A 20,707-nucleotide genomic window follows, 5' to 3' on the forward strand; every position below is an offset into this window, starting at 1 on the left:
TTCTACGGGTAACGCATGTTCGCCTATTACTTCCAATTGGCTTTGCTGAGCTTGAGAAAGAGCCCTGGCCTCACCGCTCTCATGGTGCTGGCCATCGCCGTCGGGGTTGCCTCTTCGATGACGACCTATGCCGTGTTTCGGGCGGTGGCCGGCGACCCGATTCCCTGGAAGTCGTCGAAACTTTTTGTACCCCAGCTGGACATGTTTGGGCCCAAGGCACACCTGAATAGCAGCGAGCCGCCGGACGCCATGGATTATCTGGATGCGATGCAACTGATGCGCGACCATCGCGCCACGCTGCAGTCCGCCATGTATGAAATTTCCCCCTCGATAGTACCCAGCGACGCACGCGCGCATCCGGTAAATGTCGATGGACACGCCGTTTATAGCGAATTTTTCCCCATGCTCGACGTGCCGTTCAAATATGGCAGTGGATGGACCGCACAAGACGATGCCCAGCATGCAGCCGTCGCCGTCATCAGCAGCAAACTCAACGAAAAGTTGTTTGGCGGCGCCAACAGCGTTGGCCGCACCCTAAACATCGAGGGCAAGGACTACCGCGTCATCGGCGTACTGGACAACTGGGATCCACAACCTCGTTTCTACGACGTCGTCAATAACGGCGGCGGATTCGACAGCAACAGCCACGACCTCTTTTTACCGTTTACCCGATCCATCGATGCGGGCATCACCAACCAGGGAAGCATCAACTGCGCGCAGCCTCCGGCCGAAACAGGCTTCGTCGGCTTGCAGCACTCCTCGTGCGCGTGGATCGCCTATATGGTGGAACTGGACAACAAAGACGCCGTAGCCAGTTACCACGAATATTTGTACCACTACAGCGCACTGCAACAGCAAGCTGGCCGCTTCGGGTGGGCGCCGAACATCCGCTTGCGCAACGTTCCGGAATGGCTCGACTTCGAACAGGTCGTACCGCCTGACACGAAGCTGTCGCTAGTGATCGCCTTGGGCCTGATGGCGGTATGCCTGGCCAACACCATCGGGTTGCTACTGGCCAAGTTCATGAGGCGCAGCGGCGAGATTGGCCTTCGGCGGGCACTTGGAGCGCCACGCACGGCGATCTACGCGCAGTTCATCACGGAGGCGGGAATCATCGGCGCCGCAGGCGGCGTATTGGGACTTTTGCTCACCATTGTTGGCGTTGCCTGCGTGGGCAAGGTGTTGCCGACCGACATTGCGGGGCTGGCCCGCATAGACACCTGGCTCCTGTTATACACGCTGCTATTGGCGGTGACCGCGACGATCCTGGCCGGGCTCTACCCTGCCTTGCGAGTCGCCAAAATACATCCCGCCTTGCAACTGAAAAGCGCTTGACGCGAGGACCTGCCATGCGACTTCACCCCATCATCGCAGCACTCCGCAAGCACACGTTCGGCGTCGCGTTGATTGCTTTGCAGATCGCTCTCACCTTGGCGATCGTCTGCAACGCGCTATTCATCATCGGCGAACGTATGGCCCGCATCGATCGCCCCACTGGCCTGAACGAAAGCGATCTGTTTCTGGTATCTCAAATGTGGGTAGGGGCGCCTGCAGGGTCCGACGCAGCCAGCACGGACAAGCTTGATAGCATGCTGCTGCAAGATCTCGCCACCTTGCGCGGTTTGCCGGACGTGGCAGCAGCAGGTCCGATGAATTCTTTGCCGCTATACCCTTCTTCTCACACGAGCACGGTTTCGCAAAAGCCCGGCACGGACAACCCCGGCACGTTATTGCACACGAACATTTATTTTGCCGACGACCACGCCATACCCACACTTGGCCTGAAGCTGGTCGCGGGGCAGAACTTCAGCGCCTCGGACGTGCAGCACCGACGCAGCCAGGCGGGTGGGCAAAGCCCAACGACCATCGTTACCAAGGCGCTTGCCGACCGACTCTTTCCGGATGGCCAGGCTGTCGGCAGGCAGGTCTATTTCGATGGCAGCGCTTCTCCAAGCACGATCGTCGGCGTGGTGGAAAGGCTGCAGGTTCCAGGAACCTCGCGCTGGACAAATGGTTTCGCGTGGTATTCGGCCATCGAACCGGTACGCCTGGATAGAGCAGATTTGCTGTATGTCGTACGCGCCAAGCCCGGCCGGCTGGCTGCAGCCATGAAAGAAGTGCCGGCCGCCTTGTATGCCGTCAACCCCATGCGGGTGCTAGACGACGATAGCGTGGAATCCTTCGCCGATGTCCGTGCGCATGCTTATCGTGCGGATATAGGCATGGCGATTCTGATGGGCGGTATCTGCCTGGTGTTGCTCGGGATCACGGCAGCCAGCATCGTCGGGTTGACCAGCTTCTGGGTAGGTCAACGCCATCATCAGATTGGCGTGCGGCGCGCATTGGGCGCGCGACGCAAGGATATCCTGCGTTACTTTCAGATTGAAAACCTGGTCATCGCCGGCGCAGGCACGGCTGCCGGAGCGGGTTTGGCCATCGGCTTGAACGTTTTACTGATGCGCTATTTTGAAATGAACCATTTGCCGGCGCTGTATCTGGTTGCCGGTGCGTTGATCGTCTTGGCACTGGGTCAGGGAGCAGTGCTGGTGCCGGCTCGCCGAGCCTCGAGAGTCCCTCCCGCCGTTGCGACGCGGGGACGGTAACGGCCGAAACACACAGATCGACCCATCGTAAAAGCTCGTGCTGAGATACGGGCCTTTGCGTTCCTGTTCTTTGCTTGCGATGGACAAATGATCACTCGTAAAGCGTATCGAACTTGACCACCCTGCCGCCGACCAGGGTAATGATTTCCGTCTTCCCATCCTGCGCGTATTGCCATTCTTCCGCTGGCGCCAGTTGATTGTCCGGCATGCCATTCACTTGCTGAAACGTAAAGGCGCGCGTGGTCGGCTCGCCCATCAGCTGTTGCACCCTGGTTGCACTGTCGCCGAGGGTCAACACCTTGCTGCCGACGCGTAACGAGGTGGCCGCCTGGGCGACTGTGCAAGCGAAGCATAAAAGCAGAACGAGATAACGGCGCATAAACAATCCATCGGCATGGAGCGTTCACGCTATCAGGGCTGCGAACTCGCTCAGAACGGAATCACGCCTAAAAATGCGAAGGGCATGGCTGACATTCACGTCAGCCATGCCCCAGCGCACTGCCGTCAACAGGTGTTTACCGCTGCTGGTCGAAGGCGACGGTTCCGCGCACGCCAAGATCGAAATAGCTGCCCTCCGACCACTGAATGCGCAACGGCTCGCCTGCATCCGCGATCGATTCGGTGCTTACGTCGCGACCGGTGCCGTAGTTGACCTGGATCTCCGGCACCTTGGGTACACCCACCACCGCCACGATGCGGCTTCCGGCAGCCAGCAGGCGCGCCGTCACCACCTGGCTTTCAAAATCGAGCAGTTGCGGCTGGCCCGGTTGCAGCAGGTGGCGCTGCGTGCGGTCCTGCATGTAGCTGGCACGGCCCAGATAGGAAGCCAGATCGAGGTAATGGCCGTCCGGCGTCAGCGCGTAGAAATTCACTTGCAGGTCTAGATCGCGTTTATTGGTGACGATGTTGAGTTTGCCTTGAAACAGACCCTCGATCTCCAGCGGCTTTTTCAACGGCGCCGTTTCGAACACCAAGGCATTGCGCGTATCGGGCATGCCCTGCGGCGGTTCGAAATCCGCGTCGCTGCGATCGCGAAAGTCGACCGAAAGTGCGGGCGGTGCCTGCGTGCCGGGTGCATCGGCAAGCAGCCATCGCTTTGCCTCGCTCTGTCCGGTGAGATAGAAGCGCTGCCGGCTTGGAGCCATATCGGCAAGCGTCGAAGCATGCCGCCAGGTGTTCGCGCCCATCACTTCGAAATTCACCCGATCGCTGAGCAACTCAGGTAGCGGCGCACCGTGAAACACGTGGTCGAACCATTCCAGCCGCACTTCTTGCAGATCGATCAACGCCGCCTTGTCGATCACATAGCCATCGATCTCGGGCAGCACGCCGTCGCCCATGGCGAAGTGATGATAGGGACCGATCAGCATGCGGTCGTCGGCGTTCGGGCGATAGTTGAGATGCTGCTGAAAGTAATAGAGCGCGCCCACCATCCCGCCGTCGTAATAGCCGGTTTCCGTAAACACCGGAATATCGATGCTGGCGAATTCGTTGCGGAACGGAATCAGGCGCTGCCAAAACGCATCGTAGGAAGGATGTTGCAACCACGTATCGAAGATCGGATTGGGCCGGCCGTCGATCTTGTCCATGTCACGATAAGGCCGGCCGCTGACGTACCATTTTTTCTGCAGCGAGTTCCAATGCTGCCGATCGCCCATCATTTTGGCATCCAGCGTCTTGTTGTCCGTGGTGTAGAACGGCCAGTAGTAGATAAAGCTCTGGAACACATTGCCCTGCATCGGCGTATCGATGCCCGGGGCGTTGGTGGCATGGGTGGCGATGGCCTTCAACGCGGCGGGATGGTGCTTGGCGGCAGCCCATTGCGTGAAGCCGTTATAGCTGCCGCTAAACATGCCGACGCGGCCATCGCTCCACGGCTGGCGGGCGAGCCACTCGATCACCGTGGCCGCGTCTTCGCCATCGTGCACATAGGGAACCACCGGCCCCGGACTCCGTCCTTTGCCACGCGTATAAGCCACCACGCCGACATAGCCATGGGCAGCCATCGATACCGCATCGCCCATGCCGTAGAAGTCATCCGCGTAAATGGTGAAGTTCAAAAGACTGGTCAACTTCGCCGCACCGGTGGAACGCGGGCGCACCACCATGGCGGCAATCCGGGCACCGTCGGGCGTGGGGATCAGTACCTGGTCGTCGACCAAGTAGCGGCGCTGCGTATCCGCCTTCAGCAACGGCTCCAAAGCAGGCATGAGGTAGCTCAGGGCAATGCCTTCTCCGTGGACGCGGATATAGGCAGCTGCCGAAGTGCAATGCGCGAGCGTGGTTCCCGCACAGGCCTTTTGCTGCGCGGACTCCTCGTCGCGAAGGCTGTCGAAGTTCACCTCGAACCACGGCAGGGCCTTGGCCGCCTCAACGTCGGGCAGCGCCCCATACAGCTCGGAGAACGCGCGAGACCGCGCCGCCGAGGCACCCTGGCCGGCCGCTTCGTAGATTTTTGCCCGGGTGTAGACACGCCAGAGAGTGACGCTCGGGACGCGCTTGGGGTCCTCTGTCCGGTCTGCCGCCTCCAACCGATCCAGCGTGGCCTGGGCATCGGTGAAATGCCCGGCGACGAGCTGAAGCTGGAACAGCGTATTGAGGTCCTTGGCGCTCGTTGCCGAGGCATGGGCGGGAATCAGCGCGGCCGCCTCCGTGGCGAACGAGGTTTCCGCCACGGGCGTCGCGGCGGCCGCGGAAGCAGCCAGGCTCACGGCAAGCAGGGCCGATAAAGCGAGCGATTTCATACGAGCTTTTCTCTCCGGTACAAGTCAGGGGACGGTCGAGCCGAAGACGGCACGGACACGGCGATGATCCCCACGAGCGGAGAGAAACGGCCAAAAAATCGGTGAACGGACACCTCCGTTCGGCGAACGACACCGGCGAGGGGTCAGATAACGCGGTCGCGCAACAGCTTGGCGCCGGTGCGGCTAGTCGACACGGTGTGGCCGGTCTCCATGTGCAGCAGCAGACGCCCGCCGCCGGCCGGTTCCGCGCGGGCGATGCGATGCACGTTGACGATCCAGGAGCGGTGCACGCGAACGTACTGCGCCGGGTCCAGCGACTTGGCAAATTCGGCCAGGGTCATGCGCACCAGGTGCTTGCCGGTGAGCGTTCGCACTTCGGCATAGTCGTCCGCGCCACCAATGCTGACCACGGTGTCCACATCGATGGGGCGCAGCTCGTCGCCGATTCGCACGAAGTAACGCGACAGCGCCACATCGGCCCGTGCATCGGGATCTTCGCCCGGCGTCGGTTCCGGGGGAGCGACGACAAAATCATCCGCCTTGGGCGGCTCCGCCTCCGGCGCCGGAACAACCGGTCGCGCGACGGGACCCGCGCTTTGCGCCTGCAAGTGCGACACCGTGGCGATCAAGGCATAGGTGGTCACATTCTCCAGCGACTGCCAGGCTGCCCCCTGGATCGTGAACGGCTTCACCAGGAACCCGGTCGGCCCTTCGCCATCGAACAAGCCCAGCAGGACGATCAGCAAGCCATACGACAGAACCGTGAACACCGCGCACATCACCAGGTGAGCCGCCAATTGGAATGCCGCGGACCGGCCCGCCACCCTGCCGATGATCAGATGACGCACGATCCCGCCGAAAATCGCCACGGGGATGGTATTGGCAAGCCCGCCCAGCAGGCTCTCGCTCAAGCCCGTGTGGTTGGCCAGCCGCAGCGTGATCGAATAGGCGGCAAAGATGCCGACGACCGCCAGTAAATCGAAAAACCGCCGATTCATCCGTTTTCCCAACGCCTCCCCGTCAACCCGGAAGCGAAGCGTGCAGGGTTGCCGTCACGGCTTCAAGTGAGCGCATCGACACCCCCGGCCTTGCGAGGATGGCGCCTCCGGCAGAACGATCTACCATAGCGCAAGGAACAGACGCCGCCATACCGCCAGGGAAGCCATGAACCCGAAACACACCCTGCTCTCGCTCGCCCTGGCCGCATCGAGCGTGCAGGCCGGCACCCCGCCCACGGCCAACCCGCCGCGCATGGGCTATCTGAGTTGCGGCGGCGCAAAGCTGGTCGCCAGCACCACGTATGTGGATGTCGTCGACCAGGATTGGCAGACCGTCGCCCAACGCATCACCTTGACGCCACCCGGGCGCAGCCAAGCAATCACGTTGCCGCACGAAGGCCGGCCATTGCACCAGCCCTTCCTCAAGCACGTGCCGGTGCTCGACGCGACCGTTACCGGCTGGGCATGCATCACCGCCACCGACGGTACGCCTTACCTCTATCTCGGCTACACCTGCACCGAGAGCCCGTTGCGGCCAAAGTGCGAAGGCGACGACCGCGAGTGGTCCCGCCTGTTTGACTTGAACGGAAAGCAGCTCGATGCCGGTTATCCGCACGAAGGCGAGCGCCAGTCCAACCTGATGAGGAAGCTGGGGCTGGGGCGATATGTGACCAATGGGGTGTCGATGAGCGGGATCAGCGATTGAAGTTCGCAAACCAAACTTGAAGCGCCATAAACCGTCGCCCCGGCGCAGGCCGGGGCCCAGTGACTGTCGCCAAAGCCAAGTCGCTGGGTCCCGGCTTTCGCCGGGACGACGAAGATTGGGTTGGCGACTCCCCATGGGAGTCAGGCCGCTCCTTTCGTGGCTAGACGCGGAAGGAGTAGCTACGGCCTGTCAGAACCATCCCCGAATACTGCCCGATACGCCTTTGGGTCATTCAACAACGAATGTCGCGCACGCTCCTCGGTCAAACGGCGCCAGCTCCATCGGATAACCATTAGCCCCTCCTCCGATGCCCCTTGAGCAATGGCAAGCAAATAAACGTCATGCCCATAACGGCACAACCATTGCGCATCCATGGCCACAACACCAGAACGTCCCCCCACAGCCCCGCCGGGCGCGCGGTGAAGAACCGTCAGCTCCGAAGCCGGAACATTGACGTCATCAACGGTCACATCCTGCTCAGCGAACGATGCCTCCAACTCGTCGCTCCATCCCATAGCACCCATTTTTGAGTTGAGTATTGGCGTGGCCAGGGCCACGGCAGCGAAAGCAAGCAGAAACCAGAGCTCTTCCATCCCTGCACCGTTATTGCGTTTGTTTGATCGTCATTGGCGTCTTGTTGCAACCACCTAACCATAGGTAACCCTGAACCGATTCGTCGACTCCCGATAGCGAGAAGACTGCCGCCTCCTCCGCATGATGGAGGAGGGTCTGGATAGATCAAGCTCTTGCCTTCGAGCCCAATTACTCCGCGAAGCGCACCATCAACGCCTCACAAATTGCGAGTCTGATGGCCCGGCGTAGCTTCCGAATGTCGACCACGTCGACGTCGCCAAGGTAAACATCTTTCCAATGACCTCCTTCCTTCGAACATCGATCTTCAGCTCGTAGGCGTTTTCGAGTTCAGCGATCACCATGTCTCTGACCGTCGGTGCGTTTCCGCTCACTTGCCGCCAGTTATCTACATAATCCCCGGCCCAATCCCCCACTTTTTTTACCGCGGACTCGGCTGCTGCCGACGCGGAAGACTCGGCCGATGTCGATGTTGAAGCGGTGGATTTGAGGTCATCGTCCTTGGGCTTGAACTGGGTGCCCATTCTCATTGCGATGCCCTTGGCCTCTTCCAACCAGGCCGCCTTCTCGTCATTGGAGCCGTGGGTCAATTTGTATTGCGACTGGAGTTGGGCGGTCGTTTCCTTGAAAGTCCTTTCGTAATAGCCAGCCGTCGCGGCCTTGCTGGATTCATCTGCCTTTTCGGCCTCCCTTTTGTTGTAGGCAACAATCTCCTCAAACAAATAGGTATACGCCCAAGCCGGTTTGGCCGGCACGATGGGGATGGTCGGAGCAACCGCGACCACAGGAGCGGGCGGCACGACAGCAGCGGGCCGACTGACAACAGCCGGCGCACCGATGGTTTTATTTGCAGGCGTGGCGCCTCGGGAAGGGGTATTGCCCATTGCACATCTCCCTACGTTCGATGGATGGAAAAGAACGGGTGCAATTGCGGTTGGCTGACCACCTCTGGCGTCTCAGAGGTTATTGAGTTCCGAACTCGTTATCCGAACAAGCCTAGCACGCTATCGCCGCCCGATCCTTTCTCCAAATGACCATTGGGAAATGCGCTCGTCACACGGAACGCCTCGTGTATTCGGATGGCGCAAGACAGGCCTCCACCGCATCGCCAATATCTATCGATAAGCGAGCAAAGCATTGCGATAGCGCCGTGGGCGAGAGCTGCAAAGCTTCGTCTTCACCGCAGCAATGACGCTCGGTGAGATGCGCAAGCATATCCAGTTGATCGCGAAGTTCGCCCAGCTTTTGGTGTGCCGATTCGGGCAGCCGGTAATACGCCTCGCCGGCACGCGGCAAGGTGGGATTGGCTTTTCCTGCCATATTGATGACTCCTTTTCGTACGGATTTCGTTTTATCCGTCCGCACGCTCGCACCAGGTGCGGCACACCACCTCCAGGGGTGTGCCGCGGTAACGATCATGCGGACCCTGGCGCGTTACCCGTGCGCTTCACGCCGAAGCATTAGCGCGCACTCGTCGAGGAAGTGAATCGCCACCAGCAAGCTGCCGTAAACCACTGCAGGCAACGGCCACAAGCGTGGAGACGTACCACGGCCACTTTCCAACACTTCACGAAAGGCATCGCTGTCAGCGAGTAGGCACGTGATGACGTGCTTGACGTCTTCGATGCCCGCCAGCGCGGAGTGCAGTTCCAGTAGCGCATCCTCAGTCATGTTCACGCTGTCCGGCGGAGCGCCGGGAAGATGAGTGAACAGGTGGTCGGGGAGACCCGACAGGCGCGAGAGTGACGTATGATCTGGCACAGCCATATCAACTAATCCTTCTAGTTGGCTTGGTTAGCGGAGCGTGGGAGCTGCTATCTCTCACGTTCCGCGCTCTACACAGCATCACTGCCATGGCCATCGACGTCGCCGCAAAAGACTGCATCGATGGCAAGCCCAAAATAACCAGATGCGAATTCCGGGTATGTAGGCGGTTGCCGATTCGTGTGTACACGAAAGTTCGCAAGCCATGCCCGCCTCGATGCAGCCCGAGCATCCACTTCTGCTTCCGGATATTTCCTAGGTGCGTCCCACGAGTCACGCGCTACTCGGCTCAGTGGCCATCACGGCATGATCTGGTATCGCAACGCGGGAGCGCTATATCCCCTACTACTTGCGGATATTCGCCCGACGAAGCACCGCGTTCGCAATTACGTGAGGGCAACATACAAAGAACAGGCTAACGCCGATCTGTAGTAGCCCGGAGAAAAGGGTGATCTTGTGATCGGTCCGGAGCCAGTCCTTGGCCGACTGGCCATATTCGGGTGAAACGGAAAGGGTACGCAGCCACTCCACGACAACCACAAAGATGGATTGCTCGAGCCACCACAAACCCATCAATACACACCCCACCACCACGGCTTGATGGGCCGAGAATTTCGTGTCTGGCACGTCCTCAAGACGGGACATCAGGCCGCGCGCGACGGGTCCGCTGAGCACCCAGACAATCAGCGCAACGATCAGAGTAACGAGTATCCCAAGAATCTTCTGCCACCAAAACGGTGGCGCGGTATCCGATGTCCCCGATGCCACCATGAATAAGGCGGCTTGAATGGCGTCGAGACACATCCATATCGCGAAAAGACGCAAACCTAGCGCTACGCACTGCCTTGCGCTCATATCCGCTCCTTTAGCCAGCTACGCTTGTTGTGATCAATCAAACGAAAACCGAAACCGGTGACCCGTCACGGCTCGCACGTCCACCGGGTAATGAGACAGAAGGCGATGGAAAGAACGAGGAAAATGAGCCAACGTTGAGCGTGACCATAGAAATCCGTGCCTTCCAGGACGCCTGAATTGATCAGCGTCAGCACAAACCAGATGGTTTGGACAGTCCAACCCTCCCAGGTCACCGGGCGCCCTAGAACGCGCCCAAACAAACCTCTTTTGAACCAATACTTCGGCACTCTTTCAGTGCGTGCGCTCACCCACGTGTCCATACACCGCCTCTTTGGTTATTGCCCGCCTGCTGGCGAAACGGATCTTGCAGCATCTTCGACTGCTCTCTTCTGCACCCTGACAGCCACGTCAACGACACGCAGAAACACCGCCGCATAACCGATGAGCAAGACACTCGCTACTATCTTTGCGATAGCGAAACTGGTGGCCTGAGCGCTGGACACGCTGGCCAACGACCACAAAGCAGCAAGCGTCAACCCGCCCCACACGACAGCTACTGTCAGCACGATGGTCCATCCAAGCATGCGCTTCCTGTTTAAGCGATCCATTTCGGATGGGGTTTGCTGGGGCTCTTCTACGTCATATTCGCCATCCCTGGTAGCGTTTATCACATCGACGGCCATGGCCAGATGTTCCTTGCGCACAAAGAGGCGAACCCCTCCCAGGGCTTGAAACCAGAACGGATCGAGGTGCGTGACATTCGCGCCCGACAAATGCGCGTCTATCCCTTCCGCTCGCAGGCGGCCAAGAAGGATTTGCGCATTCAGCGGCAAAAGACCGCGCACCAGATGCTGATAGCCCGGAGGCGGTAACGAGCCATTGTTTTCCGCATCGGCAGCATGGTCTGTTGCGTACGATCGCAGGCCTCTCAGGTTCAGCTCCGCAATCAAGAATGGCAAGGCACGCTCACCAACTTCACCGGACGCGAACTGCGCGAGCAATGCGTCGTTTGGTAAATGAGCAAAATAGCGTATGAGATCGTCTTCCATGTCCATCCTTTGATATCACGCAGTGACTCAACCTGGCGCCGCTTCCCGCGCTGCCGCCTGCCGCGCCAGGCGCTCCCTGGCAAACTCGCTCAATGCCGCGCTCGGCTGCTTTCTTCTGGCCGTACTAACCATCTGCGTGACATTGGCAACGATACTGATCGGCGTCATGATCAAGCCAAACGGAATGCCCCACCACCCGAAAGCCGTGGTGCGCAAGGTATCCATCGCCTGCGACTTCAGCGCGCACGTCTTGCAGCATATGTGCTTGTTTTCGCCGAAGCGGGTGAGAAAGATCATCGACCAGACGAAAGCGCTCTTGTGTACATCGATGCCGGTGTTTTTCTTGCAGCGGGAACAGCGCATGTTGCGGATCTTCTCGACCTCGATTTTTACCACCGCCTCCGGAATCTGCCGCATCTTTGCAATGTAGCCTGCTTTGCGCTGATGGCATGGCTTGCTGCAAAAGCGAAACCCGTGATCCTTGATGCCGCCGGCAATAATGGATTTGCCGCACGTTGCGCATTTGCTCATACATCCCCCTGAAGATGATGATGGGGGCGACGCCCCCTCCCTTTGCACGTCCGATATTAAAGGGTAAACAGCTTTCAGCGCCCCTCCGAGACCACCTCAAAGCACCATCGGCCACGCGCCGGACCACAAAAAGTGTTCTGAACTCTTTGGCTCTAGACCTTCCGCCCCCTTTGGTTCTTGACCCGTTTGCTCCTCCCTGATCGCGCCCATTTCCAGCTCACCACATCGCCAGTCGCCGAGCCCGGTCAGCGCCGGACCGCGTGGAACTGTGACGCCTGACGCAGTGCCGTCATGGGTCACGCTCATGCCGAAGGAATAGAGTTCAGCCGTTGCAGAAGCCGGCATCCATGGAAGTCGCGTGCGATGGCTTGATGCGCGCCGCCGGACCAGACCATCCCCTTTTCGATTCACGGCATCGATTCAACGGAGGGTTTTATGCGAAAGATCGCCGCACTATCTTTGGCGTTTACGGCACTGCTCCTGACGTGCGCCTTCTCGGAAGCGCACGCATCCGCTCCGGAAACCTTGTTTGGCACAACACCTCCGCCAGCAACCTTGACGTCTACCGATGCCAATTCGGTGGAACTCGGCGCGTGGTTCAGCACGACGCAAGATGGATCGCTTCCCGGCGTAGTGGCCTACCTCAATCCTGGCGTGCATACGATCAACGTGTGGCAGGCCACCGGGGCGGGCACCTTGCTGGCAAGCACCTCGGTCGATGTCACCACCGCCGGCTGGCAGACGGTAATGTTGCCCACGCCGCTGAATATTACGGCGGGGACACCCTACGAAGTTTCCTATCACGCGGCAGATGGGCACTACGCCTACACATCAAACTATTTCGCTTCACCCACGACGCTCTACGGCAACCTGGTGGTTTCAGCCAATGCCGGCGTTTTCAAATATGAAGCCGACTCATCCGGCATGCCGCCCACCACGGCCTCGTTCCACGCCACCAATTACGAAATTACGCCCTTGTTCGTTCCGGCGGTTGCGACGACCACGACCGCCTATGTGCAACCAGGCACCCAGGGCTACCAGGGTTCCATGGACGCCCTCACGCTGTATTCCGCAGCCAATGGCCTGGTGCCGGCGAATTGCTACAAGTGGGAACCCTACGGCCTGCGCTGCGGCGGCGACGCAAGCGGAAACCTGACGCTCGACCACGTACACATCCAAGGCGGCATCTACATGAGCGGTTGCGGCAACGTGACCATCACCAACTCGATCATCGAGCAGCAACCGATCACCGGTGTATTCAGCGCCGCCATCGCCGATCACTGTGCGACCTGGAACGGCAACGCCACCATCACGGTGAGCAATTCCACCCTGGTCACGGGGCTTCCTACCGGAACCGCGCCCAATGCCGTTTATCCCGTGTCCACGTCCGTCACGGGTAGCGGCGGCGCATCGGACAACGGCCCGATTTTCGCGAATGGCTCGTTCCCGATGATGCTTTACAACGACGTATTCGGCGGCTTTCCGCAGGGCGTGGTTGGCATGGGCGACGGCAGCGTGATCGAGAACAATGAGATCTACGTGCAGGACGAAGGCAATGCCCACGTCGACGGCGTCTACAACGAAGGGGCCAGCGGCGTTCTCGTGCAGGGCAACTACATCGCCAGCACCAACGTCAACGCCACCTCACCCATCTTTTTCCAGAATGCATCGAGCGCCAACCAGGTGATTGGCAACTACCTCTATGGCGGCGGCTATACGATGGCAAACGAATCGTCGACCGGGCTGATTTTCAACAACAACACGTTCGGCGGCGGCTGGGCCTATGGCAATTGCTATTACCTTCCGGCCACGGCCTCATTCAATTCTTTCAGCGGCAATGTGGATGCCGATGGAACGGCGGTGACGCTGGATGGGAGTCATTGCACGAATTGAGGATAGCGGCGCCAGCCATACCCCCTGTTATCGGGACCGGTATCAGGGGGTATACGTGCCGGAACTAGACAATTGAACCTGACCCCATTTTTGGAGTCGCCGTGCCCACCAATTTTGAAAGTGCTTCGTGCCTGATCTTTCTTTCACGCACATCGTTGACGCCCTCAGCAGCAGCGATTCTATAGGAGCTAGGCAACTCCTTCTCAAAGGCATCCAATTCGCTTCGAAGTATATTTGCATCCACCGTCTTACCTTGTCTAAGCGGGACGGATATTGCATAGAGCAATGAAAATACATTTGCCTTGTTTAGCCAGTAAGACCCCACCGAAAGATCCATGGAAATCACTACCGCAGCCGCCTGATCTAATGCATTAGAAATTTCTTCCTTTTCCGCAAAAGTCTGAGCGTAATCTTCGAGGCAAATTCTGGATTTCTCATTTCTATTAAAGAATCCCACCAGCATAGTTGTCATCAAATTTAGAATGTGCATCAAATGCACCTTTCTAGACAGCTCATGCGAACGGAATATCGAAAAATCCTGATAAAGACTTGTAATATTTGAAACTGAATGAGAAGCCGCCCAATCAAAAAAGTTACGATCAACTTCCGGGTCAATTCTAAACCTTTCCTCACTATCGTCATCGGAGGGAAATTCCAGCTCACCCGCCAGATACGTCGCAACCAACATAAATTCCGAAGGCGCATATTGCGAGGCAATTTTTTCAATGGCAGTCAAAGAATTTGACGTTCTATTCAATCTCTGAAATATATCTTTAATTCTATTATCATTGTTATCCAAATCTAATTCAATTACAGCCAATTCATATTTTAAAAAATCCGATTTCTCGTCACCACTCAGATCAGAATAAGACCTGCCATCAACAAGAAAGTCCCCTTCAATATAGGACTTGATCGCACTTAGTCGCTGCTGCCCATCCACTACGCAGGATGTTGTTTCCATCTTTACAACATCAATCGCGCCCCTGGAGATAAATATCTGAGGACAAGGAAAGCCGAGCAAAATAGTTTTAATAAAATCTTGCTTGTGAATTTCTCGCCAAACGAGATTTCTTTGAAAATAAGCATCTAAAATTAGGCGGCCCGCCTTAATTTCATTAATTACAGTTATTAAATCCCTTGATCTAACGTGATATTTAATCATAAACCTCTCTCGTCCTCTAGAAAACTTTTAAGCGCCTCAGACTGCTTAAGTTCAAACGAACTATCGGATAAATATATACCAGCCGATATTTTTAAAAATAGACCAGAATACTCTTGAGACAATTTTCCAAAAAAAGCGAACCACTTCTTTCTGGCTTCGCTGGCCGGCATAAAATCCGGCCTAAAGATACCTTTAGCTATGTACTTAGAGAATGACAAATAATTTCCTTGCTGAAACCCTCTAAGATCTCGATATTGCTCTGTTTCTCTAATAACAATTTCTAAATATCTAGTAAAACAGTCATGATCAATGATTGCCAAATCTAAATCGGATTCAGTAGGTAAAAAGGGGGTTCGCTTTACAGGGCTAAACCCAAGCTTCGCGGAACCACATGCATGCACGGCGCGTACTGATACGCTGAAAAACTCCGCCACCCTCTCTGTGATTTCAAAGCCCGTCTGATGATGTTGTTCAAAGGCGTAGGTGGGAGAGAGTAAAAGCGTTCTGATCGCAAGCTTGGGCAAAGGCACCCCGCTCTTAAAGCCCTGCCTCATTAAGTCCGCGCGGTCAATCTGAGCCACAAAGCTCCCTTTTTTAACGTCGAGCCAAATCAGACTCGTCACACCTGATGTTCAACCACTAAAGACTTTGGAGACCTAACCGCACTTCGAATACCCACAATTCAAACAAGTCTGACACCCATCCATCAACACCAACGCCTTCGTATTGCACTTGGCGCAAAGGGTCGCCCCCGGCGGAAAACCAGCTGAGTCGTTGGTATCGGCATCGGTAGGACTGGTGGGCGCAGCGGCGCCGCTCAGCTCAGTTTTTTTTTGCGCAGCCTGTTCGTAAGCAGCACGCTTTTCGGCAATCAGTGTGCGCTGGGCGTCGCTCATCTCCGGATCGTGGATGAGGCCGATGTTTTTCATGTGCTGCTCGATCACCGCGCCAATCTCGGCGACGATGCTGGGCATGTAGATGCCGCCGGCCTTGAAGTAGCCGCCGCGGGGGTCGAAGACGGCCTTGAGCTCTTCGACGATAAAGGTGACGTCGCCGCCTTTGCGGAACACGGCGGAGAGGATGCGGGTGAGCGCCACGATCCACTGGAAGTGGTCCATGTTTTTCGAGTTGATGAATATCTCGAAGGGGCGGCGCTGTTCGTACTGGGTGCCGGCGTTGAGCACGATGTCATTGATGGTGACGTAGAGGGCGTGCTCGAACAGGGGCGATTTGATCTTGAAGGTGGAGCCGATCAGCGCCTCGGGGCGCTCCAGGCTCTCGTGCATCTGGATCACTTCCGCCATGGGGGCCTCTTTGGGCTCGATGGCAGGTGCAGCGGCGGCCGGCGCGTTTTTGTCCTCGGGTTTGACGACCTCGTAGCCTTTGATCTTCTTTTCGATCTTGATCGTCATGGGTGACTCCTGAGGTGGTGCGTGCGCGGTGCCTGGTGCTTGCGGAGGTGTGGGGGTGCTGCGTAGGTGGCTCAGTGGCGACTTGGCCCCTCACCCCGGCCCTCTCCCCGGAGGGGCGAGGGAGAAAAGCGTGGGCTCACCTGATGCGTAACTGCGAAAAGGGAGCGCCTGAAAAATAAAAATCCGGCCCGGCAGCTCGCCGGGCCGGATCGGTGTTGCTTACTTGCGGGCCTTCTTGGCGACGCGCTTGGTCGCCTTACGGCCGGCCTTCTTGCTGGCAGTGGACCTCTTCACCGCTTTCTTGGCGGTTTTCTTGCTAGCGGCTTTTTTGGCCGTCTTCTTGGGGGCGGCCTTGCGGGCCGTCTTTTTGCTGCTGACCTTCTTTGCAGCTTTGCGGGCCGTCTTCTTTACGGCCTTGCTGGCTTTCTTGGCAACCTTCTTGGCAGCTTTCTTCGTCACCTTCTTGGCAGCCTTCTTCGCTACCTTCTTGGCAACTTTCTTGGCGGCCTTCTTGGTTGCTTTCTTGGCTGCGCCCTTCTTGGCGGAAGCCTTCTTCACCGCTTTCTTGGCGGCTTTCTTGGCAGGGGCGGCAACTTTCTTGGCAGCGCGCTTGCGGCGGGCTTTCTTCGGTGCGGGGGCGGCTTCTTCGGCGGCCGGTGCAACCGGGGCAAGCAGATCGTCTTGGTGAACTTCGAACTCGGTATCGATAGACATGCGGGTATTCCCCTCCGGACGTTTGTTATGGAACTTGCGTTAATTCTATTACGGTGTGAGCGGAAACGTAGCGCGAATTTGCTTTACGTGCCACAACTAAAATTTTCCGTAATAGCCTTCCTTCAACGCGTCGAACAGATTGGCAGCGGTGTGCATCTCTCCGTCGTACTCCACTTCCTCGTTGCCTTTCAGCTCCACAACGCTACCGTCTTCCAATTCGAAACGGTAGAGGGTGTTCTCCAAATCCGCTTCTTTTACCAGCACACCCTGGAATGCAGCAGGGTTGAAGCGGAAGGTGGTGCAGCCCTTGAGGCCCTGTTTATAGGCGTAGAAGTAGATGTCTTTGAAGTCTTCGTACGGGTAGTCGGTAGGTACGTTGGCGGTTTTGGAAATCGATGAATCGACCCACAACTGCGAGGCGGCCTGGATGTCGACGTGCTCCTTCGGGGAGATGTCATCGGCGGCCACGAAGTATTCCGGGAGCTTGGTCCTGGGATCGTCGCTGTAGGGCATGGCCTCGGCGTTGATCAGGGCGCGGTAGGCGAGCAGCTCGAAGCTGTACACCTCCACTTTCTCCTTGGTTTTGCGGCCTTCGCGGATCACGTTGCGCGAGTAGTGATGGGCGAAGCTGGGCTCGATGCCGTTGCTGGCGTTGTTGGCCAGCGACAGCGAGATGGTGCCGGTAGGCGCGATGGAGCTGTGGTGGGTGAAGCGCGCGCCCACTTCGGCCAGCTCGCTTACCAGGTTGGGCGCCACGCTGGCCACGCGCTGCATGTAGCGGCTGTATTTGGCGTGTAGCACGCGGCCGGGGATCAGGTCGCCTACCTTGAAGCCGTCCTCGGCCATTTCCGGACGCTTGCGCAGCATGTCGCCGGTGACGGTGTAGTTCTTGGTAAGTACCGGCGCGGGACCTTTTTCCTTGGCGAGGTCCAGCGCCATTTCCCAGCCGGCGACGGCCATTTCGCGCGAGACGTCTTCGGTGAAGGCCACGGCTTCTTCGCTGCCGTAGCGCATCTTGAGCATGGTGAGCGTGCTGCCCAGGCCCAGGAAGCCCATGCCGTGGCGGCGCTTGGAGAGGATCTCGTTGCGCTGCTGTTCCAGCGGCAGGCCGTTGATCTCCACTACGTTGTCGAGCATGCGGGTGAAGATTTTCACCACGTCGCGGTATTCGTCCCAGTCGAAGCGGGCCTTGGGGCCGAAGGGATCGCGCACGAAGGTGGTGAGGTTGACCGAGCCGAGCAGGCACGAGCCGTAGGGCGGCAAGGGCTGTTCGCCGCAGTTGTGCGCGTGCAGGCCGTTGCCGTCGAAGGTGTTGATGCCCGGCACCTGCACGTCGTAGACGTCTTCCACGCCGTCTTCATGCAGCGTTGCCACGGTGGCAACGAAACGCTCGCGGTTGAGCGTGCGGCGATAGCCGGACAGTGCGGCCTTGAGGCGTGCGGCCTTGTCGCCGTCGGCGAAGCCGACCAGCTCTTGGAAGCGCTGCAGCGATTCGCCCGCGATGACCAGCTCGTGCTGGGCCTGCGTGGCGTAGACGTCGGAGCCGCCCTTGCCGTCGGGCAGCACGGCGCTGCCGGCGGGGCGGCGTTGCTTATAGATGCGAGAGGGAATGCCAAGACGCAGCAGCATGCGCTGCACGGCTTCCAGGCGCGCGATATCCGACTGCGCGAGGCGCACGGATACACCCTTGGCCTGATTGCCCTGCACCGAACCGTCGGCATCGAAGAAGCCGCGCAGGAAGCCGCGATAGGCTTCGCTGGACGCTTGCTCCAGTGCCGGCGAGATGCACTTGTCTCCCTGGGCCATGCCCAGGTCGAAGGCGAGATCGCGCAGCGAAGCGGATTTCATGCGCCACTCGCCGCGGCCCTGTACTTCGGACCAGCCGGCGAAATCGGCGCGATGCGGCAGGGTTGCCGCGCAGCGCAGCGCTTCGCGCATCACGGCACGTGCGCCGCCGTCGCTCGCTGCGTTCACGGCAGCGGCCTGCGGCCATACCGACAGCACGGCGGTTTCGTTCTTCAGCGTGCCATCGCCGACGAGCAGGCCAAGCAGGTAGCCCTGCTCCTGGGTCAGCGCACCGGCCCAGCTGGCGTTGGCGCGATGATCGTTCAGCAGCACGCGATCGCCCGCGCGCAATTCGCTGGCCGCGCACCATTCCGTATCGAGGCTCCAACGGGTGAGCCGCGCGACGCGACGCACACGATGGTCGGCGGTGAGGCGCAGGCGATAGCCTTCTTCGGTCTGCAGCGCCAGCACCGGTTTGGTGGCGGTGCGGAAAAAGCCTTCCACACCGGTCGCGTGGTCTTTGCCGTCCACGCGGGCCAGGAAGCCCTGCCCCAACAAGCTGCTCACCTGGCGCGGGCCTTCGGCGGTCTGCACCCAGGTATCGGCGGTGACGCAGGGGTTGGTAGCGCGGATGTGCTCGCACCACCAGTTGTTGTTCATCTCGTTCACCTTGTCGATGAGGATGAACCCGGGCTCGGCGTAGTCGTACGTCGAGACCATGATCATGTCCCACAGGTGACGCGCGCGGATGTGGCCGTAGATCTTGCAGGCGACCAGGCCGTCTTCGCGCTCGACGTAGTTCTCGTGGGTAGGCCATTCGCGCCACACGACCTTGGCGGTGTCGTGGAGGTCGATGTCGTCCTTTTCCTTGACGTGCACCGGGAATACGAGCGGCCAATCCTGGTCGTGCTCCACCGCCTGCATGAAGCCGTCGGTGATCAGCAGCGAGAGGTTGAACTGACGGAGGCGGCCGTTTTCGCGCTTGGCGCGGATGAATTCCTTCACATCGGGATGGCTGACGTCGAACGTGCCCATCTGCGCACCGCGGCGACCGCCGGCGGAGGAGACGGTGAAGCACATCTTGTCGTAGATATCCATGAAGGACAGCGGGCCGCTGGTATAGGCACCGGCACCCGAGACGTACGCGCCGCGCGGGCGGAGCGTGCTGAATTCATAGCCGATGCCGCAACCCGCTTTCAGCGTAAGCCCGGCTTCGTGCACTTTCTCCAGGATGTTGTCCATCGAGTCGCGGATGGTGCCGGACACGGTGCAGTTGATCGTGGAGGTGGCGGGCTTGTGCTCCAGCGCACCGGCGTTGGAGGTGATGCGGCCGGCGGGAATGGCACCGCGGCGCAGTGCCCACAGGAAGCGTTCGAACCATTCTTCGCGCAACTCGGGCGTGGCTTCCACCTCGGACAGGGCGCGCGCGACGCGCTGCCAGGTATCGTCGATGCTGGCGTCGACCGGCTCGCCGGTCTTGGTGCGCAGGCGATACTTTTTGTCCCAGATGTCTTGCGATGCAGGCTGCAACGGAATGGCAGTGGCATCGAGACCCATGTTTGTTGCACGCAAGGTGCTCATCGGCTTCCTGACCTCCCGGTGTGGCCTCGCGGCCGATTGGTTTCTTATAGGTAGATGTGAAGGCGTCAGCGGACCGGAAACGACTCGGTCCCGCCCAGCTCATACCCCGCGTATGAACCAGGCCTGGCGTGGTCTTGCGAATAACGGCAGCCCCCGTGCTGGCGATATCCGCCCAGGTACCAGTATTGGGTCAAGCTTCGGTACCTGGACACAAGATGTTGTGGTTGCGAACGTAGGCGAACGTTACCCCCGCGCACGGGCGATGTAAAGTGGCTACCCGGTCTCATTTGTCGGGAACCGCTTGCCAGGTATCGAGTCG

At 58.8% G+C, this 20,707-nt stretch carries 19 protein-coding genes; 4 read left to right on the forward strand and 15 right to left on the reverse strand.

The window, feature by feature from the left end; all coding sequences use genetic code 11:
- Positions 1 to 15 precede the first annotated feature (15 nt).
- Positions 16 to 1,335, forward strand: coding sequence for an ABC transporter permease (locus tag ISS99_RS22285; RefSeq protein ID WP_204633784.1), 1,320 nt, complete (start codon positions 16 to 18; stop codon positions 1,333 to 1,335).
- A gap of 14 nt (positions 1,336 to 1,349) precedes the next feature.
- Complete coding sequence (locus tag ISS99_RS22290) at positions 1,350 to 2,603, forward strand: ABC transporter permease (RefSeq protein WP_204633785.1); 1,254 nt, start codon at positions 1,350 to 1,352, stop codon at positions 2,601 to 2,603.
- 91 nt (positions 2,604 to 2,694) lie between these two features.
- Here ISS99_RS22290 and ISS99_RS22295 read toward each other — a convergent pair whose 3' ends face one another.
- The 3 genes from ISS99_RS22295 to ISS99_RS22305 all read right to left on the reverse strand — a co-directional run bounded on the left by ISS99_RS22295 (position 2,695) and on the right by ISS99_RS22305 (position 6,345).
- The gene (locus tag ISS99_RS22295) at positions 2,695 to 2,982 is read right to left on the reverse strand and encodes a DUF2845 domain-containing protein (RefSeq protein WP_204633786.1); all 288 of its coding nucleotides are present in this window, start codon (positions 2,980 to 2,982) and stop codon (positions 2,695 to 2,697) included.
- A 136-nt stretch (positions 2,983 to 3,118) separates the two neighbouring features.
- Positions 3,119 to 5,347: a CocE/NonD family hydrolase gene (locus tag ISS99_RS22300; RefSeq protein WP_204633787.1), complete on the reverse strand. Its 2,229-nt coding sequence runs from the start codon at positions 5,345 to 5,347 to the stop codon at positions 3,119 to 3,121.
- A 143-nt stretch (positions 5,348 to 5,490) separates the two neighbouring features.
- Positions 5,491 to 6,345 (reverse strand): LytTR family DNA-binding domain-containing protein, encoded by an 855-nt coding sequence (locus ISS99_RS22305; RefSeq protein WP_204633788.1) that lies wholly within the window; start codon positions 6,343 to 6,345, stop codon positions 5,491 to 5,493.
- 166 nt (positions 6,346 to 6,511) lie between these two features.
- Here ISS99_RS22305 and ISS99_RS22310 point away from each other — a divergent pair, with 166 nt between their 5' ends.
- Positions 6,512 to 7,051 (forward strand): hypothetical protein, encoded by a 540-nt coding sequence (locus ISS99_RS22310; RefSeq protein WP_204633789.1) that lies wholly within the window; start codon positions 6,512 to 6,514, stop codon positions 7,049 to 7,051.
- A 179-nt stretch (positions 7,052 to 7,230) separates the two neighbouring features.
- Here the strand turns inward: ISS99_RS22310 and ISS99_RS22315 are convergent, their stop codons facing one another.
- The 7 genes from ISS99_RS22315 to ISS99_RS22345 form a co-directional block, all read right to left on the reverse strand.
- The gene (locus ISS99_RS22315) at positions 7,231 to 7,644 is read right to left on the reverse strand and encodes a hypothetical protein (RefSeq protein WP_204633790.1); all 414 of its coding nucleotides are present in this window, start codon (positions 7,642 to 7,644) and stop codon (positions 7,231 to 7,233) included.
- 189 nt (positions 7,645 to 7,833) lie between these two features.
- Positions 7,834 to 8,526 carry a hypothetical protein gene (locus tag ISS99_RS22320; RefSeq protein WP_204633791.1) on the reverse strand — a complete coding sequence of 231 codons (693 nt, stop codon included), beginning with the start codon at positions 8,524 to 8,526 and terminating at the stop codon, positions 7,834 to 7,836.
- A gap of 169 nt (positions 8,527 to 8,695) precedes the next feature.
- Entirely contained in the window at positions 8,696 to 8,962 is a 267-nt protein-coding gene (locus ISS99_RS22325) for an XAC0095 family protein (protein ID WP_204633792.1), read from the reverse strand.
- Between the two features lie 114 nt (positions 8,963 to 9,076).
- Positions 9,077 to 9,409, reverse strand: coding sequence for a hypothetical protein (locus ISS99_RS22330; protein WP_204633793.1), 333 nt, complete (start codon positions 9,407 to 9,409; stop codon positions 9,077 to 9,079).
- 342 nt (positions 9,410 to 9,751) lie between these two features.
- Positions 9,752 to 10,261: a hypothetical protein gene (locus ISS99_RS22335; RefSeq protein ID WP_204633794.1), complete on the reverse strand. Its 510-nt coding sequence runs from the start codon at positions 10,259 to 10,261 to the stop codon at positions 9,752 to 9,754.
- A gap of 335 nt (positions 10,262 to 10,596) precedes the next feature.
- On the reverse strand, positions 10,597 to 11,310 hold the full coding sequence (locus tag ISS99_RS22340; RefSeq protein WP_204633795.1) for a hypothetical protein: 714 nt from the start codon (positions 11,308 to 11,310) through the stop codon (positions 10,597 to 10,599).
- Between the two features lie 27 nt (positions 11,311 to 11,337).
- On the reverse strand, positions 11,338 to 11,841 hold the full coding sequence (locus tag ISS99_RS22345; RefSeq protein WP_204633796.1) for a hypothetical protein: 504 nt from the start codon (positions 11,839 to 11,841) through the stop codon (positions 11,338 to 11,340).
- 435 nt (positions 11,842 to 12,276) lie between these two features.
- On the opposite strand from ISS99_RS22345, the gene ISS99_RS22350 reads away from it, so the two are divergent.
- Complete coding sequence (locus ISS99_RS22350) at positions 12,277 to 13,734, forward strand: DUF4082 domain-containing protein (protein ID WP_204633797.1); 1,458 nt, start codon at positions 12,277 to 12,279, stop codon at positions 13,732 to 13,734.
- Positions 13,735 to 13,798: 64 nt separating this feature from the next.
- Here ISS99_RS22350 and ISS99_RS22355 read toward each other — a convergent pair whose 3' ends face one another.
- From ISS99_RS22355 to ISS99_RS22375, 5 genes are all read right to left on the reverse strand, one after another.
- On the reverse strand, positions 13,799 to 14,896 hold the full coding sequence (locus tag ISS99_RS22355) for a GmrSD restriction endonuclease domain-containing protein (protein WP_204633798.1): 1,098 nt from the start codon (positions 14,894 to 14,896) through the stop codon (positions 13,799 to 13,801).
- A complete protein-coding gene (locus ISS99_RS22360; protein WP_204633799.1) occupies positions 14,893 to 15,477 on the reverse strand; it encodes a hypothetical protein in 585 nt (194 codons plus the stop codon). Before ISS99_RS22360 ends, ISS99_RS22355 begins: the two co-directional genes overlap by 4 nt.
- Before the next feature lie 75 nt (positions 15,478 to 15,552).
- On the reverse strand, positions 15,553 to 16,308 hold the full coding sequence (locus ISS99_RS22365; protein WP_204633800.1) for a TSCPD domain-containing protein: 756 nt from the start codon (positions 16,306 to 16,308) through the stop codon (positions 15,553 to 15,555).
- 219 nt (positions 16,309 to 16,527) lie between these two features.
- Positions 16,528 to 17,022 (reverse strand): hypothetical protein, encoded by a 495-nt coding sequence (locus tag ISS99_RS22370; protein ID WP_204633801.1) that lies wholly within the window; start codon positions 17,020 to 17,022, stop codon positions 16,528 to 16,530.
- A 96-nt stretch (positions 17,023 to 17,118) separates the two neighbouring features.
- Positions 17,119 to 20,388, reverse strand: coding sequence for an LAGLIDADG family homing endonuclease (locus ISS99_RS22375; protein WP_204633802.1), 3,270 nt, complete (start codon positions 20,386 to 20,388; stop codon positions 17,119 to 17,121).
- Between the last annotated feature and the right edge of the window lie 319 nt (positions 20,389 to 20,707).

This window comes from Dyella mobilis, from assembly GCF_016904945.1.
GTDB lineage: Bacteria > Pseudomonadota > Gammaproteobacteria > Xanthomonadales > Rhodanobacteraceae > Dyella_B > Dyella_B mobilis.

Bases quoted from the DNA above. Each gene is read 5' to 3' on its own strand.
- ISS99_RS22285 (WP_204633784.1), top strand. From the start codon at position 16: ATGTTCGCCTATTACTTCCAATTGGCTTTGCTGAGCTTGAGAAAGAGC.
- ISS99_RS22290 (WP_204633785.1), top strand. From the start codon at position 1,350: ATGCGACTTCACCCCATCATCGCAGCACTCCGCAAGCACACGTTCGGC.
- ISS99_RS22295 (WP_204633786.1), bottom strand. From the start codon at position 2,982: ATGCGCCGTTATCTCGTTCTGCTTTTATGCTTCGCTTGCACAGTCGCC.
- ISS99_RS22300 (WP_204633787.1), bottom strand. From the start codon at position 5,347: ATGAAATCGCTCGCTTTATCGGCCCTGCTTGCCGTGAGCCTGGCTGCT.
- ISS99_RS22305 (WP_204633788.1), bottom strand. From the start codon at position 6,345: ATGAATCGGCGGTTTTTCGATTTACTGGCGGTCGTCGGCATCTTTGCC.
- ISS99_RS22310 (WP_204633789.1), top strand. From the start codon at position 6,512: ATGAACCCGAAACACACCCTGCTCTCGCTCGCCCTGGCCGCATCGAGC.
- ISS99_RS22315 (WP_204633790.1), bottom strand. From the start codon at position 7,644: ATGGAAGAGCTCTGGTTTCTGCTTGCTTTCGCTGCCGTGGCCCTGGCC.
- ISS99_RS22320 (WP_204633791.1), bottom strand. From the start codon at position 8,526: ATGGGCAATACCCCTTCCCGAGGCGCCACGCCTGCAAATAAAACCATC.
- ISS99_RS22325 (WP_204633792.1), bottom strand. From the start codon at position 8,962: ATGGCAGGAAAAGCCAATCCCACCTTGCCGCGTGCCGGCGAGGCGTAT.
- ISS99_RS22330 (WP_204633793.1), bottom strand. From the start codon at position 9,409: ATGGCTGTGCCAGATCATACGTCACTCTCGCGCCTGTCGGGTCTCCCC.
- ISS99_RS22335 (WP_204633794.1), bottom strand. From the start codon at position 10,261: ATGAGCGCAAGGCAGTGCGTAGCGCTAGGTTTGCGTCTTTTCGCGATA.
- ISS99_RS22340 (WP_204633795.1), bottom strand. From the start codon at position 11,310: ATGGAAGACGATCTCATACGCTATTTTGCTCATTTACCAAACGACGCA.
- ISS99_RS22345 (WP_204633796.1), bottom strand. From the start codon at position 11,841: ATGAGCAAATGCGCAACGTGCGGCAAATCCATTATTGCCGGCGGCATC.
- ISS99_RS22350 (WP_204633797.1), top strand. From the start codon at position 12,277: ATGCGAAAGATCGCCGCACTATCTTTGGCGTTTACGGCACTGCTCCTG.
- ISS99_RS22355 (WP_204633798.1), bottom strand. From the start codon at position 14,896: ATGATTAAATATCACGTTAGATCAAGGGATTTAATAACTGTAATTAAT.
- ISS99_RS22365 (WP_204633800.1), bottom strand. From the start codon at position 16,308: ATGACGATCAAGATCGAAAAGAAGATCAAAGGCTACGAGGTCGTCAAA.
- ISS99_RS22370 (WP_204633801.1), bottom strand. From the start codon at position 17,022: ATGTCTATCGATACCGAGTTCGAAGTTCACCAAGACGATCTGCTTGCC.
- ISS99_RS22375 (WP_204633802.1), bottom strand. From the start codon at position 20,388: ATGAGCACCTTGCGTGCAACAAACATGGGTCTCGATGCCACTGCCATT.